The following is a 16462-nucleotide window of genomic DNA, read 5'->3' as shown; positions in this document are numbered from 1 at the left end:
ACGCTGGCGGGAGAGACCCGATGATGACGCTGTCGCCCGATCTCGCGAGCCCCTTGACGTCTCCTCGTCGGAAGGAGCACACAGAGCAGGCATGGTGCTCGAAGCGGCGCAAAGCGCCAGAGCATAATTGGGAACGGGGAAGGGCGGACCTGAATGCGGCGCCCAAAGCCCGGCCGCCCCCGCGACTGTAAGCGGTGAGGGGCTCCGATCCGCCACTGGCCGTCAGGCCTGGGAAGGCCGGGGACCGGTTTCGAACCGCGAGCCAGGAGACCGGCCCTGCAGTTTTTAACGCTAACGCCGTCGGGTGTGACGGCAGAAGGGACTTAAGTCATGCATATCGAACCAGGTATCGTTACGGGCGCCAAGCTCGTGCTGAGTTGCGCAACCGGTGCCGTTGCCGCCGGCTGCGCCTTCAAGCCCGTGGTCGAAACCGTGCGCGCGCAGGGAATTGTTTCGCTGGCGGTGCGCACCGTCGCAACAACGGTCCTGGTCTTCTCGTTCTTCGAACTCCTGCCGCATTTCAGGGTCGGGGTCTCGGAGGTGCATTTCATTCTCGGCTCGACGCTGTTTCTCCTGTTCGGCGCAGCGCCAGCCGCGTTCGGGTTGGCGCTTGGTCTTCTGCTGCAGGGGCTGTTCTTCGTGCCGACCGACCTGCCGCAATATGGTATGAACGTGACGACGCTGCTGGTGCCCTTATTTGCGATCCAGGCGCTGGCCGGGCGGATCATTCCTCGCAACACCGCCTATGTTGACCTGCAATATCGGCAGGCACTTGCGCTTTCAACCGCCTATCAATCCGGCATCGTAGGGTGGGTCGCCTTCTGGGCGCTGTATGGTGCGGGCTTTGCGGCCGAGAACCTCGCCTCCATCGCGTCTTTCGCCGCTTCTTACGCGCTCGTCGTGGTCATTGAACCGCTGGCCGATCTGACCGTGTTGGCACTGGCGAAATCGCTGCGAGGTGTGACTGCCGATGGTCTTGTTACCTATCGGCTTCACAACGGCGCCTGAAGATGACGTGCGGGCGGTCGCAAGCCGCGGCCGCCCCCGTTTCATAACGTAATGCTGACACTCTCCCTGATAGGCATTGGCTGCGGCGATCCCGAGCAGCTCACGCTTGGGGCGATCCGCGCGATCAATGCAGCTGACTTGGTGCTGATTCCGCGCAAGGGCCCGGTGAAGTCCGATCTCGCCGACCTGCGCCGGCTGATTTGCGCGCAAGCCCTGACGAACAGCCGCACGCGCGTTGCTGAGTTCGACGTGCCCGTTCGCGATACTGCGCAGGAGAGCTACCGCAAGGGAGTGGAGGAATGGCACGACGCCGTCGCCGTGACCTGGTCCCGGGCAATTGCGGCGCATCTCGGTGATGACGGGCGCGTTGCCCTGCTGATCTGGGGCGATCCTTCGCTATACGACTCGAGCCTGCGGATCGCACAAAGGCTTGATCCGTTGCCGATAATCGAGGTCGTCCCGGGCATCACGTCGATCCAGGCGCTTTGCGCCGCACATTCACTGCCGCTGAACGACATTGGGGAGCCTTTTCTCGTCACCACCGGACGGCGGCTGCGCGAATGCGGTTGGCCATCCGGCGCCGACACGGTGGTCGTCATGCTCGATGGCGGCGCCGCGTTCCAGTGGCTCGATCCGAACGGACTACATATCTGGTGGGGCGCCTATCTCGGGATGCCCCCGCAAATCACCATGTCAGGTGCGCTCGCAGAAGTGGGGCCAATCATCGTCGCCGCCCGACAGGAAGCACGCGCCAAGCATGGCTGGATCATGGATAGCTACATCATCAAGCGCGTGTCGTAGCACTCGTGCGAAGGCTGCTGGCATTGCGGCGTCCCGCGGCAAGCGCCTTCGCACGGCTTCCAAATGCGCCCGATCGCTGAGATCGGCCGGAGCGCCCGAAGGGGAGATCGTTCCTTCGATAGTATTGACGACTACCGCATGCCGGACCAACCAAAGAAAGGCTTCCCATTTCCATCCCTATATCTCCGACGCTTATCAATGCGAGAAACATCTTTAACATTCGCCCGCGGAGGCTTTACCGCGAAGACTGATATCACGGCCGGAGAAGAATGCGTACTCAACACCTCACGGGCCGCCGACCTGCAACGAAGGCGCGTTGCCTCGCGTAAGGCGAGTTTCTCATGACCGTGCTCGTCCCTTCTCGTTAAAGCGACGGGGATGGCGCTTGCGCCGAAGGTAGCAACTCGTTGCGAGCGTGGCGGTCGTCTAACCAACCTGCGCAAGCCAATTTCCGAAAGAATTGCCGGGGCGTCGCCATAGCGGCGACCGAGAAAAAGAGGCCGCTTGTAATGAACAAGCGGCCCAAGTCTAGGGAGGAAACGCCCAAGGAGGGCTGCGATAGCGCATCGCGCTACCGTGGTGCGTATATGCGTTGGCGGAGCACAAAACGCAAGAGTTGACTTCCGGATCGGCATCAAAGCGCACCGCTCACGCCTCGGGGTGAAGCCGTTTGCAGTCACCTGCTATTAACTCAAAGCATCCGGCACTCGCGGAACAGCTCCGAAGCCTGCGTTATGGCGCGTGGCGAAACTGAGTCGCGCCGGCGGCTCAGAGTTCAACTACCAAAGGAGACGACAATTCCTGGACAAAAAGCGAGCGAAGAGCAGATCGTAAGCCGAAGGTTCGTACAAATTCGTGCGAGGCCCCTCAGGTGAGACTTGAATCGCACGTAGCGTCAGGTTGTACGCTTTCGAAGCAGTGTTTCCGACTCAGCGAATGCGGCCGCCGAGAGGGATCGGGCTTCTTTACTGTGGCGAGCGCGCGCTTAGAGATCTTACACTTGATCTCGGACCCCTGAAGTCAGAGGGTGATGCTATTCCCAAGACCATTCGCCAACTGCCACGGAGCTCCGGAAAGCTGGAAAATACCGCCAGAGCCCGGCAACGCCCATAACCCTGGCACCGCCGTACTGCGGGGCTTCTTTATCGCTGTTATGCGCACTTCAAGCAGTTCTGGCCCTAACTGGTTCAGGGCGAGTTCGACGTGCGCATCGAAACGGTTGCGAGATCGAGGGATGTTACGACCGTGGTGTCGTATTCGGCGTGTCCGGTTGCAGACGCGTATGCTCGAAAAGCGACGCGGAGGTGCAAATATTCGCTCGCCGCGAAGCGAAGCACATAGTTTTCACTCTTCAAGCAAGGCCCGCACGACGTGCTTGGTGGCATGTGCATTGCTGGGAAGGACCCACACGATCATGCCACTCTCCCAGTCGTAGGCGCAGGAGTTATATGAAACCTACTCAATTGATCCAAATCAGCACCGGAGACGCCGTACTGAGCCGTCGGGCTTCGCAACGCACGAAGGCGCATTGGCCGCGATATCCGCCTGTCCTCGACAAACTGTACTCATCCCGCGCGCCTCGCCGGCGCATCGCTAGGTGCGATCTGACCTGCGTCGAGTGACGGAGACGAATGCAGTTCGCTGATCGAAATGCGCTTCTCAGCAAGGAGCCAAAGAAGAAATTGATGTGACGACGGCCGCAGATGTCATCGCGGCTTCTCTACACACGAAAATTAGTGGGAGTCCGCAAGCATGAACGCGCCGAGCTATCGGACGCAGATATTTTCTCATCTGACCGATAGTATTGATCGCGGGCAGAGAACGCGCCCGCTTGGGCTTCTCAGCAATTTGGTCACCGATCAGCTCCCGCACTGCATTGCCGAGATCAAACGCAGTAAACGGCCAGATGAAGGGGTCAGGGATCTTGGACGCAGCATTAACGGGATGATTGCATCGGCCGACTATGAGGTGCAGCTGCTGAATCTGCCGCAGCCCGAGCTCGCGATCGCCAAGACAGACATCCACTATCTCGTCAACTGTGCTTATCAGATGTCAGCGTTTGCTGGTCTTCATCCCGTAGAAGCGGAGTTGACCATAGGAGAGGAGTTGAGCCGTCTTGCCCGATTAAGTTGTGATCGGAAGCCTAGCATTGAGGTCCTCTCGTATGAAGATATGATCCTTGCAAACCCGGTGCAGAGCGATCCACGCGTATATTGCCTCGGCGCGGCCGGGGTCGAAGAGCGAGATTTTTGCTTGGGTCACCAACTCATCGAGAGCGATCTACAGCTAGCAATCGATGCTCTACTTGAATTACGTGACACGGCTGACGCTGACGCTCGCCAATGTCTTGCGGTATGCTTAGAGCGTCTTGAGTCGGCAAATTATGTTCTGACGCGCTTTTTGGAGCACATGTCACCCGACCTATTTGGCCAGTTTCGTGTGTTTTATGGAAAAAACCCTTACAAGAATAGGCTTGGCCCGAGCGGCCGGTTCTCTGCGCGGATAGTGGCGGTCTCGGTGCTACTGTTCGGTGAAGATCTCTTCCAACAGAAGCCGCAATTCTATAGGGACGTATATCGGCTGTCCGAATACTATCCGCAGGGATGCATTAGCGAGGTATTCCGCTGGTTGTCACCGGGCAATGCAAGCGCGGAACCCACGCCAACTTGGCTAGAAGGGGAAGCGGACTTTCCCCGGTCTGCGACCATTTCGCCCGTCATCGAACGCCTTGGTGATGAAATCGCAAAGCTACGCGCGTCTTGTGTTTATGCGCTGGATCAGTTTACCCGGATGCACCGTATTACTGCCTTAAAACATACGGTCGTACCGGGGCGTCCAATTGTCGGAGTTGAAGGGTCCGAAAGTGTTGAGGCTGTTCTTTCACAGCGGCTGTTAACCCGCGGTGCGTCCCTAATCTGACGGTATGTGTCAGACGTGTGGTGTCCGACACTGGTCGAAGGATTCTTAATGAATTGGAATTGCGAGCCGGTGCTCTAGCATTCACTTGGACAATTCTTGATACGACAAAGATCCAAGTAGGGGCTCAAAGACGTCACGACACGGCTGGCTACGCTCGCCGCAACTAAGGGATGTTGCACGGATATGCTGATCTTCTAGGATAAGCGGCTGACTGGCCGCGATAAGCCACCTGACGAGATTGCGAACCTTAAAAATCCAATCTAGTCCTGAGAGGCCAGCTTCGTGAAAACCTGAACAAGGTGGAGCCGCTGGATTGCGGCATGCGACGACTTGGTTATGTAGACGCTGCGAACGCACATCGTGCGTTCGTTTCCGCTTCCTCAGCTCTCATGGCCCCACGTGACTAATTTGAGCGCTTTTTCTGGAAGCCGGTTGGCATCTCTCAAGTGTTTCAGGTGGTGTTGGCCTGCTTCTTGCTATCAGAGCGTCAGTAAGCCGTCGATAACAGCTTGGAAGGGGTTTATGGGTGAGGCAACGGAAACGTTTTACGGCGTCATCAGACGTCAGGGTATCACGCGTCGCAGTTTCCACAAATTCTGCAGTTTGACGGCAACGAGCCTCGGGCTCGGTCCGCTCGCGGCAAGCCAGATTGCCAACGCGCTGGAGACAAAGCCGCGTGTGCCCGTGATCTGGATGCACGGGCTCGAATGCACCTGCTGTTCGGAAAGCTTTATCCGCTCGGCCCATCCGCTGTTCAAAGACGTGGTGCTGTCGATGATCTCGCTGGATTATGACGCCCCAATCATGGCGGCGGCAGGACATCAGGCCGAAGCTATCCTCGAGGAGACCCGCGCCAAGTACAAGGGCCAGTATGTGCTTGCCGTTGAAGGCAATCCGCCGCTGAACGAAGGCGGCATGTTTTGCATTGATGGCGGCAAGCCGTTCGTCGAAAAGCTCAGGGCGATGGCGGAAGATTCCATCGCGATCATTGCTTGGGGTACTTGTGCGTCTTGGGGGTGCGTGCAGGCAGCCAAGCCCAACCCGACTCAGGCGACGCCGATCGATAAAGTGATCACGAACAAACCGATCATCAAGGTGCCTGGCTGCCCGCCCATCGCAGAGGTCATGACCGCCTTGGTGACCTTCATCACCACGTTCGGAAAGCTTCCCGAGCTCGACCGCCAAGGGCGTCCAAAGATGTTCTATTCCCAGCGGATCCACGACAAGTGCTATCGGCGTCCCCATTTCGACGCCGGCCAGTTTGTCGAGGAGTGGGACGACGAGTCCGCGCGCCAGGGTTATTGCCTCTACAAGATGGGCTGCAAGGGGCCGACCACCTATAACGCCTGCTCGGCCGTTCGGTGGAACGACGGCGTTTCCTTCCCGATCCAATCCGGCCACGGCTGCTTAGGCTGCTCCGAAGATGGCTTTTGGGACAAGGGCTCATTTTACGATCGGCTGACGACCATCAAGCAATTCGGCATCGAGGCCAACGCCGACCAAATTGGCATGGCCGCTGCTGGCGCGGTCGGCCTAGCCGTTGCCGCGCACGCGGCGATCACAGCCGCGAAGCGGCTGACCCGTAAACGGGGCCGCGTAGCTCAGGAAAAATAATCGGATTCAGGGAAGGACAACGATGGGCGCCCAGACACCGAATGGGTTCAAGCTCGACAATTCGAGCAAACGCATTGTCGTCGATCCGCTGACCCGGGTCGAAGGCCACCTCCGCGTCGAGGTCAATCTCGATTCCGACAATGTGATCTGCAACGCGGTCTCATCCGGAACTATGTGGCGCGGCATCGAGACGATCTTGCGTGGACGCGATCCTCGCGACGCCTGGGCGTTCACCGAGCGGATTTGCGGCGTCTGCACCGGCACGCATGCGCTCACCTCGGTGCGCGCGGTGGAGAACGCGCTGGGTATCATCATTCCCGAGAATGCTAACTCGATCCGCAATATCATGCAGCTCTGCTTGCAGGTGCACGATCATCTTGTGCACTTCTATCACCTGCACTCGCTGGATTGGGTCGATGTGATTTCCGCCCTCAAGGCCGATCCCAAGGCGACCTCTGCGTTGGCGCAGTCGGTCTCCCCCTGGCCGCTATCATCGCCAGGCTATTTCAAGCATCTGCAGATCAGGCTGACCAAGTTCGTTGAATCAGGGCAGCTCGGCCCGTTTAAGAACGCCTATTGGGGGCATCCGGCCTACAAGCTTCCGCCGGAAGCGAACCTGATGGCCTTGGCGCATTATCTGGAAGCGCTCGACTTCCAGAAGGACGTCGTCAAGATCCACGCCATCTATGGCGGCAAGAACCCGCATCCGAATTGGCTGGTCGGTGGCGTGGCCTGCGCCATCAATGTCGATGGTACCGGTGCAGTGGGTGCCATAAATATGGAGCGGCTAAACCTGGTATCCTCGATCATTGGCCGTTCGATCGAATTCGTCGAGCAGGTTTATCTGCCCGACATTGCCGTGATTGGCTCCTTCTACAAGGACTGGCTGTATGGCCGCGGTCTCTCGGGTAAGAGCCTAATGTCCTATGGCGACATTCCCGAGAACGCGAATGATTATTCCGCGAAAAACCTCAAGCAGCCGCGCGGCGTGATCCTCAATGGCAATTTCAGCGAAGTTCTGCCGATCGATCACGGCGATCCCGAGCAGATCCAGGAGTTCGTCGCTCATTCCTGGTACAAGTACCCCGATGAAACCAGGGGGCTGCATCCCTGGGATGGTATAACCGAGCCGAATTTCCGGCTCGGGCCCAACGTTAAGGGCACCAGGACCGACATCAAGGAGCTCGACGAGGGCGGCAAATATTCCTGGATCAAGGCGCCTCGCTGGCGCGGCAACGCCGTCGAGGTGGGACCGCTGGCGCGATACCTCATAGGTCACGCACAAGGCAAAGAGGAGTTCAAGGAGCCAACCGAGAAGCTGCTGAAGACACTCGATCTTCCCTTCGCTGCACTCTTCTCGACGCTCGGCCGCACTGCGGCACGTGCGCTCGAATGCCAATGGGCCGCGCACCAGATGCACTATTTCCAGGATAAGCTTATGGCGAATATCAAAGCTGGTGACACCGCTACCGCCAACATCGATAAATGGAAGCCGGAGAGCTGGCCGAAGGAAGCCAAGGGCTACGGTTTCACCGAGGCGCCACGTGGTGCGCTCGGGCACTGGATCAAGATCAAGGAGAGCAAGATCGACAACTACCAATGCGTCGTGCCGACGACATGGAACGGCTCGCCGCGTGATCCAGATGGCAATATCGGTGCATTTGAGGCCTCGCTGATGGATACGCCGATCGCTGATCCGGAGAAGCCGCTGGAAATCCTGCGCACGATCCATTCGTTTGATCCATGCCTGGCCTGCTCGACACATGTGATGGGGCCGGATGGCCAGGAAATGGCAACTGTCAAGGTCCGCTAGGGGAGGCGGCATTGTTGGACAAATCTCCGCAAGCGCTAACTGCCACTGTCGCGGTTGACCCGGTACGCTCCGGCCGCAGCGAGCGTGGAGTCGTCTACGTCTACGAGGCGCCGGTGCGGCTGTGGCATTGGATCAACGCCGCGGCAATTCTGGTGTTGGGCCTCAGCGGTTATTTCATCGGCAATGGGATACCGACCATTCCCGGAGAGACAGGCGACAATTTTCTGTTCGGCTATATCCGTTTTGTGCATTTCATCGCAGGCTATGTGCTCACGCTCGGCTTCCTCTTGCGCATTTACTGGGCGTTCGTGGGCAACCCCCATGCTAAGCAGATTTTCTACGTGCCGCTTTGGCGCAAGAGCTATTGGCGCGAGGTGTGGCACGAGATTCGCTGGTACGCTTTCGTTGCGGCCGAGCCAAAGAAATACGTCGCGCACAATCCGCTGGCCCAGCTTGCGATGTTCTTCATGTTTACGCTGGCGACCGCGTTCATGATCGTCACCGGCTTTGCACTGTACGCGCAGGGCACCGGCAACGACAGCTGGCAGTACAGGCTGTTCGGCTGGGTGTTTTCGATTAGGCCGAACAGCCAGGACGTCCACACCTGGCATCATCTCGGCCTGTGGATGATCGTGACGTTTGCGCTCATTCACATCTATACCGCGGTTCGCGAAGATATCGTGTCGCGCCAGAGCATCGTCTCGTCGATCATTTTCGGCGAGCGCAAATTCCGCGATTGATTGACGATGCAGCTGCCAACTCCGGAGAACACGAAACAGATCCTGGTGCTCGGCATCGGCAATATCCTGTGGGCCGATGATGGGTTCGGCGTGCGCGTGGTGGAGCAGTTCCACCGCCGCTACGCCGTCCCTAGCAATGTCACCATGCTCGATGGCGGCACGCAGGGGCTCTACCTCGTCAACTTTCTCGAAAAGGCCGATTGCCTGATCGCGTTCGATGCCATCGACTATGGACTCGCGCCCGGGCACTTGAAGCTCGTGCGAGACGAGGAGGTGCCGAAATTCACCGGCGCCAAGAAGGTGAGCCTGCATCAGACCGGCTTCCAGGAGGTCTTAAGTGCGGCCGACCTGCTTGGCCACTGCCCGCGACAGCTCGCTCTAATCGGCTGTCAGCCACTTGATCTGGACGATTGGGGCGGGCCGCTGACGGCTCCGGTGCGCACTCAGATTGCGCCTGCGATCGAACTGGCTTGCGAACTGCTGGCGCAGTGGGGTTCTCCGGCAAAACTGCGGACGGCGCCGCTACCGCACTCGGAGCATCTGCTCGCGAACGATATCGACCATACAAATTATGAGAGGAGGGCGCGGCCGATCTAGCGGCTCGCGGATTACCATGTGCCTTGGCTTGCCAATGACGATTATTGAGACCGACGGCATGTCGGCGCTCTGCGAATATGGCGATGAACAGCGGCGCGTCTCAGTCATGCTGCTCTCCGAGCCACCTCTCGGTGCCAAGGTGCTTGTCCATATCGATACCGCGGTGCGGCTCTTGGATGACGACGAAGCGCGGCTGATCGCGGACGCTCTTGAGGGCCGTGATGCGGCCCTCAATGGCCACGATTGTGATCGTTTCTTTGCGGACTTGATCGGTCAAGAGCCGCAATTGCCCGAGTACCTGCGCTAGCCCGGCGCCGCCTGCCGGTCACTGCCTGCCAATCTTTGCCCATATCAGCGGAAACCAAATTTGAAGCCGAAACAAGCTTCACGAGGAATATCTCGACGGGTGCTGATACGAGCGGGAATGCAATCGCGAAAGAGCAACGATTGGCACGTCCCTTGCTACACCTGACCCAGCAAAACCATGAACTATCAAAGAGGCGGCTAATGGACTTTCAATCCGGGAAACATGATCTGACGCGGCTCCGTCTGTTCGAGGTGGGGACCGCAAGCGTCCCACAAGCGCGAGACACTCGGCATGATCGCCAAGATCCGGGAGATCTCTATCGACCGCATTTCGAAGCTCATTGATCGCCCGCGCCAATGACGCATCGTGAACATAAGCACCAGCCCCGCACACAAACGGGACCTCGTATCATGAAACAGGTTTCCGGATCGCGTCCGATAGCGCCGAGAAAATGCGAGCAGCCGATGAGCGTGTTTCCCATCGCCGCGGAAAGTCTCGACGCAGCCCATAGCGGGCTAGGGGGTGCGAGGGCGCTCGCGAACCCCGCTGCGCTCAATGGCATCGAGCTGGCAAGGAACTGTCCGAATGCCATCGCGCTGTTGTATTCGGTCGCGGCCGCCGTTGCTGGCCAGAAGAGCGATGTGCCGACGCAGCTGTTCAGGATCGGAAATCTCAACGATCTGGAGCGCAGGCTGATTGCCGAAGTGCTCGGGGAGGGCGAGCTCTCCGGCGTTGTTGCTTTGCCGAGTGGCCGCGTGGCGCAAATCCAGGAATCGGTACTTGCGGGAATCTGGCGCGTGCGCATCGAGACCGACGCGGCACACGAATATGTCGAGGTCGGTGCGATCCCGGAAATCGTGCGGCGCGCCGCAACCGACCTGACGTCGAGCGATCTTCTGATCGGCGCGGCACCGGACGGCGCGATGAACGTGCTGCCGGTACTCGCAGAAATCCGTGAGCGGGCAATGGCCTGGCAGCCGGGCATGCGCTCGCAGATCATCAACTTCACCCTGCTGCCGATGAACCCGGTCGACCTGGCGTTTTTGCAGCAAAGCGTCGGCAACGGTCCGATCCAGCTCATCTCGCGCGGCTATGGGACTTGCCGAGTGCTTGCGACGGGCATCCGGAACGTCTGGTCGGTGCAGTTCTTCAATGCCATGGACAGCATCATTCTGGATACGCTGGAAGTCGGCGGCGTGCCAATGGCTGCGTTGGCCGCCGAGGAAGATTTCTGGGTTTCCGCCGAACGCCTGCAAGAAATCATCAAAGCTTACTTCGAATGACGAGCTTCGAGAATTTTGGCGTCCGGAAGGATATCGCAAACGGCGCGCGCATGGAGTGCGGCATCTGTTGGATCGTCTACGACCCGGCTGAGGGGGATGAGGCGACGCAAATTGCAGCGGGAACGCCTTTCGCCGGGTTGCCCAAAAATCGGCGTTGTCCAAACTGCGATGCGCCCAAAACGAAGTTCATGGTGATTGAAGATGACGCCTGACTGCGAACAGCGTTCCTGCAGGAGCTTGCACGCTGATGCGTCGGCGTGGGGCGAGAGGCTCGCGGCAGCCTATCGGGATATCGCCGATCGTACCATGCGCCACCTGCCGATCTTCAACGAGGTCTTGAGCATCGAAGCGATCGGCTTTCGCGCGCGCGAGGGCAGGGTCGTCGGCATGATGGTCACGCCCTGGTTCATGAACGTGGTCACACCCATTCGCGACGGCGCTTCCCAATCCTCTCCGAGCCCGGGATCGAACCTGCGCTTGCGATTTCCGGCCGGCCAGATCGAATTCACCGTCGGTGAGCTGGCGCCCGTGGGCTTGATCGCGAGCTACTCACTGTTCTCGCCGATGCTTGAGTTCGAGCACATGACGTCCGCGCGCGCCACCGCCGAAGCAGCACTCGCGGCGCTGATGTCGCCGGCCAACCGCGCGGCGTTACATGGTCCCGATGCGCGACCTGGTTCGATCGACCGCCGGCATTTCTTACGCAGTGTACTGACGGAGCGGCGCGCATGAGCCTCGCCGTCCGCAACCAGATCGATGTTACCGTATCGCTTGCTGGCGACGCAATTGCCGCGGTCGAGATTCTGCCGCGCGTCCGGCCGCCACTGGGGCGGCTGTTCGCCGGCAAGCCGGCCACTTTGATGCTCAAGGTGCTGCCGCGAATCTTCTCGTTGTGTGCCGCCGGGCACCAGGTGGCATTCCTGTCCGCGATCGAGGCGGCGCGCGGCGAAACCATCAGGCTTGCGACGCACCAGCATCGTATCGCCATGGTCGTTGCCGAGCGGCTGGCGGAATTGCTGCGGGGCCTGTTTGTCGGGCATTGCGCGCTGGATACCACGAGCGCCGCAGCGATCCGGGCCCTGATGGAGGAGGTGTCGGCACTTCTCAGCAGCGCAGAGCCCAGCCGCGGCCAGGTTCGACGCGAAACAATGGCGCGGGTTGCGATTGCGCTGGCAGCGCTTGGCATAACGAACGAAGACGGAGCGCCGAGGCTCGGTACCCCACTAGCGCTTCGCGTTGCGGCTCTCGAGGAAGACGCGTTGAACGCAACGCCGATGCAGCACTCGTTTTTGTCGGTTGCCGACGACCGCGACGTCATTGAACGGCTCGTGGATGATGCAGGATTTTGCCGTTGTCCCGACCTTGAGGGCCGCATTCCCGAAACAGGTGCGTGGGCACGCCAAATGATGCGTGATCAGCTCACGCTAGGCCGGTCGGGGCCGGCCGATCGGCTGAAGGCGAGGATTGCGGAAATCTTGCGGCTGCTCGCTTGGCTCCGCTTGGGTGCTCATGTTGAAACAGCGGAGGATGGGATCATCGAAAGCTACAGGCTGGGGCAGGGCCGTGGTGCGGCCGCGGTCGAATGCGCCAGGGGACGTCTCTATCACGCGGTTGAGCTTGATCGTCAGGGGCAGCTGTCGAGCTTCGAATTTCTTGCCCCGACCGAGTGGAATTTCCACGCGCGCGGACCGCTGGTCCGCAGCCTGCTAGGCGCGGTGCTGGCCGCGAAACCACAGGCACAGGGTGCCGTTCGCGCGATGGTCGGATCCTTTGACCCTTGCGTTGGGTTCACTCTGAATTTTCGCGATATTGGCGATGCATGAAATGGCGCTTTGTGAGGGTATCGTCGAGATCGTCGAGGAGGAGGCGCGCCGACGATCGTTTTCCAGCGTGAAGACCGTGTGTCTGGAGATCGGGGCGCTGAGCCATGTCGCTCCCGAAGCGATGAAGTTCTGCTTTGCGGCCGTTGCCGCGCGGACCATCGCCAATGGCGCGGTTATTGAGGTCGTCGAATTGCCTGGTGTCGCCTGGTGCATGGCCTGTTCGAGGAGCGTTGAAATTGCGCAACGCTATGAGCCGTGTCCCTGCTGCGGCAGCTATCAGCTGCAGGTGACCGCGGGCGAAGAGATGCGGGTCAAAGAGCTGGAGGTCGACTAATGTGTACTGTATGTGGCTGTAGCGAAGGAACGCCCTCCATCGAACGCGCCAACGCCCAAAGTGCGCAAACCCAGGGCGATCACCATGATCATACGCATGATCACTACGGTCACCACCATGATCATATGCATTGCGGTCAAAAGGTGCATGATTCTCACAACCATTACCACGGCCATGGTCCCCATCATGATCATAGCGGTCAGCATGCTCAGCGCGGAGGGGCGCTTGTGGATTGCGGCGCCGACCCGGCCGGCTTGAAGATCGCGGGTATGAGCAGCAAGCGAGCCATTCAGATCGAGCGCGATATCCTCGGCAAGAACAACAGGATCGCCGCCGACAACCGCGCGCGCTTTTTGGCCGATGACCTGCTCGTGTTCAACCTTGTTTCCAGTCCGGGCGCGGGCAAAACCTCGCTGCTCGTCCGCGCCGTCTCCGAGCTCAAGGGTAGCCGCCCGGTTGGTGTCATCGAGGGCGACCAGCAGACCTCGAACGATGCCGATCGCATTCGCGCAACCGGCGTGCCCGCAATCCAGATCAATACCGGCAAGGGCTGCCATCTCGATGCTGCGATGGTCGGCGAGGGTTATCGCCGCTTGCCGCCGCTCAAGGGCGGTATTCTCTTCATCGAGAATGTCGGGAATCTAGTGTGTCCCGCGGCGTTCGATCTCGGCGAGGCCTGTAAGATCGTGGTGTTCTCGACCGCCGATGGTGAAGACAAGCCGCTCAAATATCCGGATATGTTCGCCGCATCGTCGCTGATGCTGATCAACAAGATTGATCTGGCGCCGGTGATCGACTTCGATTTAGCCCAAACCATCGAATATGCGAGACGCGTCAATCCGAACATTGAGGTGCTGACGGTTTCGGCGCGTACGGGCGAGGGCTTTGTCGGGCTCTACGCTTGGATCCGGAAACAGGCTGCGCATCAGAGGAGTCCCGTCGAGGACGCATCGCGATGAGCGCGAGCAGCGACGCCATCATCCGCGGCGGAACGCGGCTGCGGGTGCGCATCAGTGGCGCCGTGCAGGGTGTCGGCTTTCGTCCTTATGTATATGGTCTCGCTACCCGCTATGGGTTGACCGGGTTCGTCGCCAACGATCCCGATGGCGTGATCATCGAGGTTGAGGGCGACCGTACGTGCGAGTTTGTCGCCGCTTTGCCACGCGAAAGGCCTCCATTGGCGCGGATCAACCACATCTCCGTTCAGGAGATTGGCGCGCTTGCGGCGAAAGACTTTTCGATCCGCGCCAGCGAACACGGGAGGGTGTCGACCCGAATCCTCGCCGATACCGCGACATGCCAGCAATGTCTTGATGAGTTGTTCGACCCGAACAGCCGATATTACCTCTATCCCTTCATCAACTGCTCTCATTGCGGCCCTCGCTATACCATCGCCAAACGGCTTCCCTACGATCGCCGGAACACTGCGATGAGGGAGTTTGCGATGTGTGCCGCCTGCGCGGGCGAATATGCCGATCCGGCGAGCCGCAGGTTTCATGCGGAAGCGATTGCCTGTCCGACATGCGGTCCTCGGCTCAGTCATGGGATCAACGATATTGCCGCGGCGATCGACTGCGGCCAAATCGTCGCGATAAAGGGAGTGGGCGGGTACCAGTTGCTTTGCGACGCTCGCAACCATGACGCCGTGCAGCGTTTGCGCAAGAAGAAGCAGCGCGACCAGAAGCCGTTCGCGGTCATGGTTGGTTCCGTAGAGCAGGTCAGCGAGATTGCGGAGGCGAATGCCGCCGAGCTCCCACTGCTCGAATCCATCGCCCGCCCGATCGTTCTCCTGCCGTCGCGCAACAATCTGGCGCCGGCGATAGCCCCCGGCCTGTCGCGCGTAGGCATCATGCTGCCGGTGGCCCCGTTGCATCACCTCATCTTCCATGCGCTTCGTTCGACAGGTGCATGGGATGGGGTTGAAGGTCCGGTCATTGTCAGCACCAGTGCTAATCCCGGCGGCGAACCGCTCCCGATCGACAACGCGGAGGCGCTGCGGCGGCTCGCGGGCATCGCCGATCTTATTGTGACCCATGATCGCGATATTCTGACGCGCGCCGATGATTCCGTGGTGGCGGTGGTGGCGGGGCGGCGTCAATTCATTCGTCGCGCCCGCGGCTATGTTCCCGAACCGATCCGGCTTGCGAGGTCTGTGCTGCCCGTGCTCGCCGTAGGCGGCGCGTTGAAATCGACCATCACGGTTACACGGGGCAGTGAGGCCTTCGTCTCCCAGCACATCGGCGATCTCGATACGGCTGAAGGCATCCGATTCTTTGAGGAGACGATCCGGCACCTCACATCGACCCTCGACATCGATCCTGTCGTCATTGCCCATGATCTGCATCCCAACATGGCGACCACCCGATTTGCGGAAGCAAGCGGCCGCGCACTGGTCGCTGTCCAGCATCACCACGCGCACGCTGCCGCCGTCATCGCGGAGCATGGCCTTGGGCGGCCTACGCTCGCCCTTCTCCTCGACGGCTATGGTTATGGCTCCGACGGCGGCAACTGGGGTGGCGAGCTATTGTTGTGCGAAGGTGCCGGGTTTCGAAGGATCGGGCATCTCGCGCCCTTGCAAATGCCTGGCGGAGATCGCGCAGCCCGCGAGCCTTGGCGCATGGCGAGCGCAATATTTCACTTGCTGGGGCGGAAAAACGAAATCGGGCTGCGCTTTGCAGCACAGCCGCAGGCCGAACGTCTGCCGTCATTGCTCGATCAACCCAGCGTGACGACTACGACCAGCGCGGGCCGGCTGTTCGACGCAGCAGCGGCGCTGCTGGGGATCGCGACTTTGCAGAGCTATGAGGGCGAAGCCGCGATGAAGCTAGAGGCGCGTGTGCGGCGGACTGCGGTGCTTGAAGCGGGCTGGATGATCGATGGCCACGTGCTGTCCTTTCGCCCGCTGTTTGCGCGCTTGATTGCAGACAACGTCGGCGCCACGGAGGGAGCCGGGCTGTTTCATGGCACGTTTGCCGCGGCCTGCGTTGACTGGGTCGCGCGCGCGGCCCGGACAACTGGCGTTGCCACCGTCGTTCTGAGCGGCGGCTGCTTCCTGAACGCGGTACTAGTGGAAGAAATCCAGCGGGGTTGCATTGCGGCCGGCCTCACTCCGCTGCTCCCACAGCAGGTTCCGCCCAATGACGGTGGCTTGAGCCTCGGACAAGCCTGGATCGCCGCTCTGCAGATTGCAGAACGACCGTCAGTCCTGGAAGGAATAGCCTGA

15 protein-coding genes and 1 riboswitch are annotated in these 16462 nt (G+C 60.0%); all 15 genes read left to right on the top strand.

The window, feature by feature from the left end:
- Nucleotides 1-75 precede the first annotated feature (75 nt).
- Nucleotides 76-293, top strand: a riboswitch (cobalamin riboswitch).
- A gap of 37 nt (nucleotides 294-330) precedes the next feature.
- The 15 genes from AC0QUY_RS33375 to hypF all read left to right on the top strand — a co-directional run bounded on the left by AC0QUY_RS33375 (nucleotide 331) and on the right by hypF (nucleotide 16462).
- Nucleotides 331-1008, top strand: a complete 678-nt coding sequence (locus tag AC0QUY_RS33375; RefSeq protein ID WP_161855685.1) for an energy-coupling factor ABC transporter permease — start codon at nucleotides 331-333, stop codon at nucleotides 1006-1008.
- A 51-nt stretch (nucleotides 1009-1059) separates the two neighbouring features.
- Entirely contained in the window at nucleotides 1060-1809 is a 750-nt protein-coding gene (cobF, locus tag AC0QUY_RS33370; RefSeq protein WP_161855684.1) for a precorrin-6A synthase (deacetylating), read from the top strand.
- Between the two features lie 1752 nt (nucleotides 1810-3561).
- Nucleotides 3562-4728, top strand: a complete 1167-nt coding sequence (locus AC0QUY_RS33365) for a hypothetical protein (RefSeq protein ID WP_246738328.1) — start codon at nucleotides 3562-3564, stop codon at nucleotides 4726-4728.
- Nucleotides 4729-5250: 522 nt separating this feature from the next.
- On the top strand, nucleotides 5251-6342 hold the full coding sequence (locus AC0QUY_RS33360; protein ID WP_161855683.1) for a hydrogenase small subunit: 1092 nt from the start codon (nucleotides 5251-5253) through the stop codon (nucleotides 6340-6342).
- 22 nt (nucleotides 6343-6364) lie between these two features.
- Nucleotides 6365-8155 (top strand): nickel-dependent hydrogenase large subunit, encoded by a 1791-nt coding sequence (locus tag AC0QUY_RS33355; RefSeq protein WP_161855682.1) that lies wholly within the window; start codon nucleotides 6365-6367, stop codon nucleotides 8153-8155.
- 11 nt (nucleotides 8156-8166) lie between these two features.
- Complete coding sequence (gene cybH, locus AC0QUY_RS33350; protein ID WP_371419334.1) at nucleotides 8167-8895, top strand: Ni/Fe-hydrogenase, b-type cytochrome subunit; 729 nt, start codon at nucleotides 8167-8169, stop codon at nucleotides 8893-8895.
- Between the two features lie 6 nt (nucleotides 8896-8901).
- Nucleotides 8902-9492 carry a HyaD/HybD family hydrogenase maturation endopeptidase gene (locus AC0QUY_RS33345; protein WP_161855680.1) on the top strand — a complete coding sequence of 197 codons (591 nt, stop codon included), beginning with the start codon at nucleotides 8902-8904 and terminating at the stop codon, nucleotides 9490-9492.
- A 16-nt stretch (nucleotides 9493-9508) separates the two neighbouring features.
- Nucleotides 9509-9799: a HypC/HybG/HupF family hydrogenase formation chaperone gene (locus AC0QUY_RS33340; RefSeq protein WP_161855679.1), complete on the top strand. Its 291-nt coding sequence runs from the start codon at nucleotides 9509-9511 to the stop codon at nucleotides 9797-9799.
- Nucleotides 9800-10263: 464 nt separating this feature from the next.
- Nucleotides 10264-11082 (top strand): hydrogenase expression/formation protein, encoded by an 819-nt coding sequence (locus tag AC0QUY_RS33335; RefSeq protein WP_371419492.1) that lies wholly within the window; start codon nucleotides 10264-10266, stop codon nucleotides 11080-11082.
- Nucleotides 11079-11294 (top strand): rubredoxin, encoded by a 216-nt coding sequence (locus AC0QUY_RS33330; protein ID WP_161855678.1) that lies wholly within the window; start codon nucleotides 11079-11081, stop codon nucleotides 11292-11294. Before AC0QUY_RS33335 ends, AC0QUY_RS33330 begins: the two co-directional genes overlap by 4 nt.
- Nucleotides 11284-11814, top strand: coding sequence for a [NiFe]-hydrogenase assembly chaperone HybE (gene hybE / locus AC0QUY_RS33325; protein ID WP_161855677.1), 531 nt, complete (start codon nucleotides 11284-11286; stop codon nucleotides 11812-11814). The genes AC0QUY_RS33330 and hybE overlap by 11 nt, the downstream gene beginning before the upstream one ends.
- The gene (locus tag AC0QUY_RS33320; protein WP_161855676.1) at nucleotides 11811-12905 is read left to right on the top strand and encodes a nickel-dependent hydrogenase large subunit; all 1095 of its coding nucleotides are present in this window, start codon (nucleotides 11811-11813) and stop codon (nucleotides 12903-12905) included. The genes hybE and AC0QUY_RS33320 overlap by 4 nt, the downstream gene beginning before the upstream one ends.
- Nucleotides 12898-13239 carry a hydrogenase maturation nickel metallochaperone HypA gene (hypA, locus tag AC0QUY_RS33315; protein WP_161855675.1) on the top strand — a complete coding sequence of 114 codons (342 nt, stop codon included), beginning with the start codon at nucleotides 12898-12900 and terminating at the stop codon, nucleotides 13237-13239. The genes AC0QUY_RS33320 and hypA overlap by 8 nt, the downstream gene beginning before the upstream one ends.
- The gene (gene hypB / locus AC0QUY_RS33310; RefSeq protein WP_161856813.1) at nucleotides 13239-14198 is read left to right on the top strand and encodes a hydrogenase nickel incorporation protein HypB; all 960 of its coding nucleotides are present in this window, start codon (nucleotides 13239-13241) and stop codon (nucleotides 14196-14198) included. Before hypA ends, hypB begins: the two co-directional genes overlap by 1 nt.
- Entirely contained in the window at nucleotides 14195-16462 is a 2268-nt protein-coding gene (gene hypF / locus AC0QUY_RS33305; RefSeq protein WP_161855674.1) for a carbamoyltransferase HypF, read from the top strand. The genes hypB and hypF overlap by 4 nt, the downstream gene beginning before the upstream one ends.

The organism is Bradyrhizobium sp. WYCCWR15520 (assembly GCF_056174665.1).
This window is presented reverse-complemented; position numbering and strand designations above follow the sequence as displayed.

Bases quoted from the DNA above. Each gene is read 5' to 3' on its own strand.
- AC0QUY_RS33340 (WP_161855679.1), top strand. From the start codon at position 9,509: ATGTGCCTTGGCTTGCCAATGACGATTATTGAGACCGACGGCATGTCG.
- AC0QUY_RS33330 (WP_161855678.1), top strand. From the start codon at position 11,079: ATGACGAGCTTCGAGAATTTTGGCGTCCGGAAGGATATCGCAAACGGC.
- AC0QUY_RS33365 (WP_246738328.1), top strand. From the start codon at position 3,562: ATGAACGCGCCGAGCTATCGGACGCAGATATTTTCTCATCTGACCGAT.
- hybE (WP_161855677.1), top strand. From the start codon at position 11,284: ATGACGCCTGACTGCGAACAGCGTTCCTGCAGGAGCTTGCACGCTGAT.
- AC0QUY_RS33345 (WP_161855680.1), top strand. From the start codon at position 8,902: ATGCAGCTGCCAACTCCGGAGAACACGAAACAGATCCTGGTGCTCGGC.
- AC0QUY_RS33335 (WP_371419492.1), top strand. From the start codon at position 10,264: ATGAGCGTGTTTCCCATCGCCGCGGAAAGTCTCGACGCAGCCCATAGC.
- AC0QUY_RS33355 (WP_161855682.1), top strand. From the start codon at position 6,365: ATGGGCGCCCAGACACCGAATGGGTTCAAGCTCGACAATTCGAGCAAA.
- hypA (WP_161855675.1), top strand. From the start codon at position 12,898: ATGCATGAAATGGCGCTTTGTGAGGGTATCGTCGAGATCGTCGAGGAG.
- cobF (WP_161855684.1), top strand. From the start codon at position 1,060: ATGCTGACACTCTCCCTGATAGGCATTGGCTGCGGCGATCCCGAGCAG.
- AC0QUY_RS33375 (WP_161855685.1), top strand. From the start codon at position 331: ATGCATATCGAACCAGGTATCGTTACGGGCGCCAAGCTCGTGCTGAGT.
- hypF (WP_161855674.1), top strand. From the start codon at position 14,195: ATGAGCGCGAGCAGCGACGCCATCATCCGCGGCGGAACGCGGCTGCGG.
- hypB (WP_161856813.1), top strand. From the start codon at position 13,239: ATGTGTACTGTATGTGGCTGTAGCGAAGGAACGCCCTCCATCGAACGC.
- AC0QUY_RS33360 (WP_161855683.1), top strand. From the start codon at position 5,251: ATGGGTGAGGCAACGGAAACGTTTTACGGCGTCATCAGACGTCAGGGT.
- AC0QUY_RS33320 (WP_161855676.1), top strand. From the start codon at position 11,811: ATGAGCCTCGCCGTCCGCAACCAGATCGATGTTACCGTATCGCTTGCT.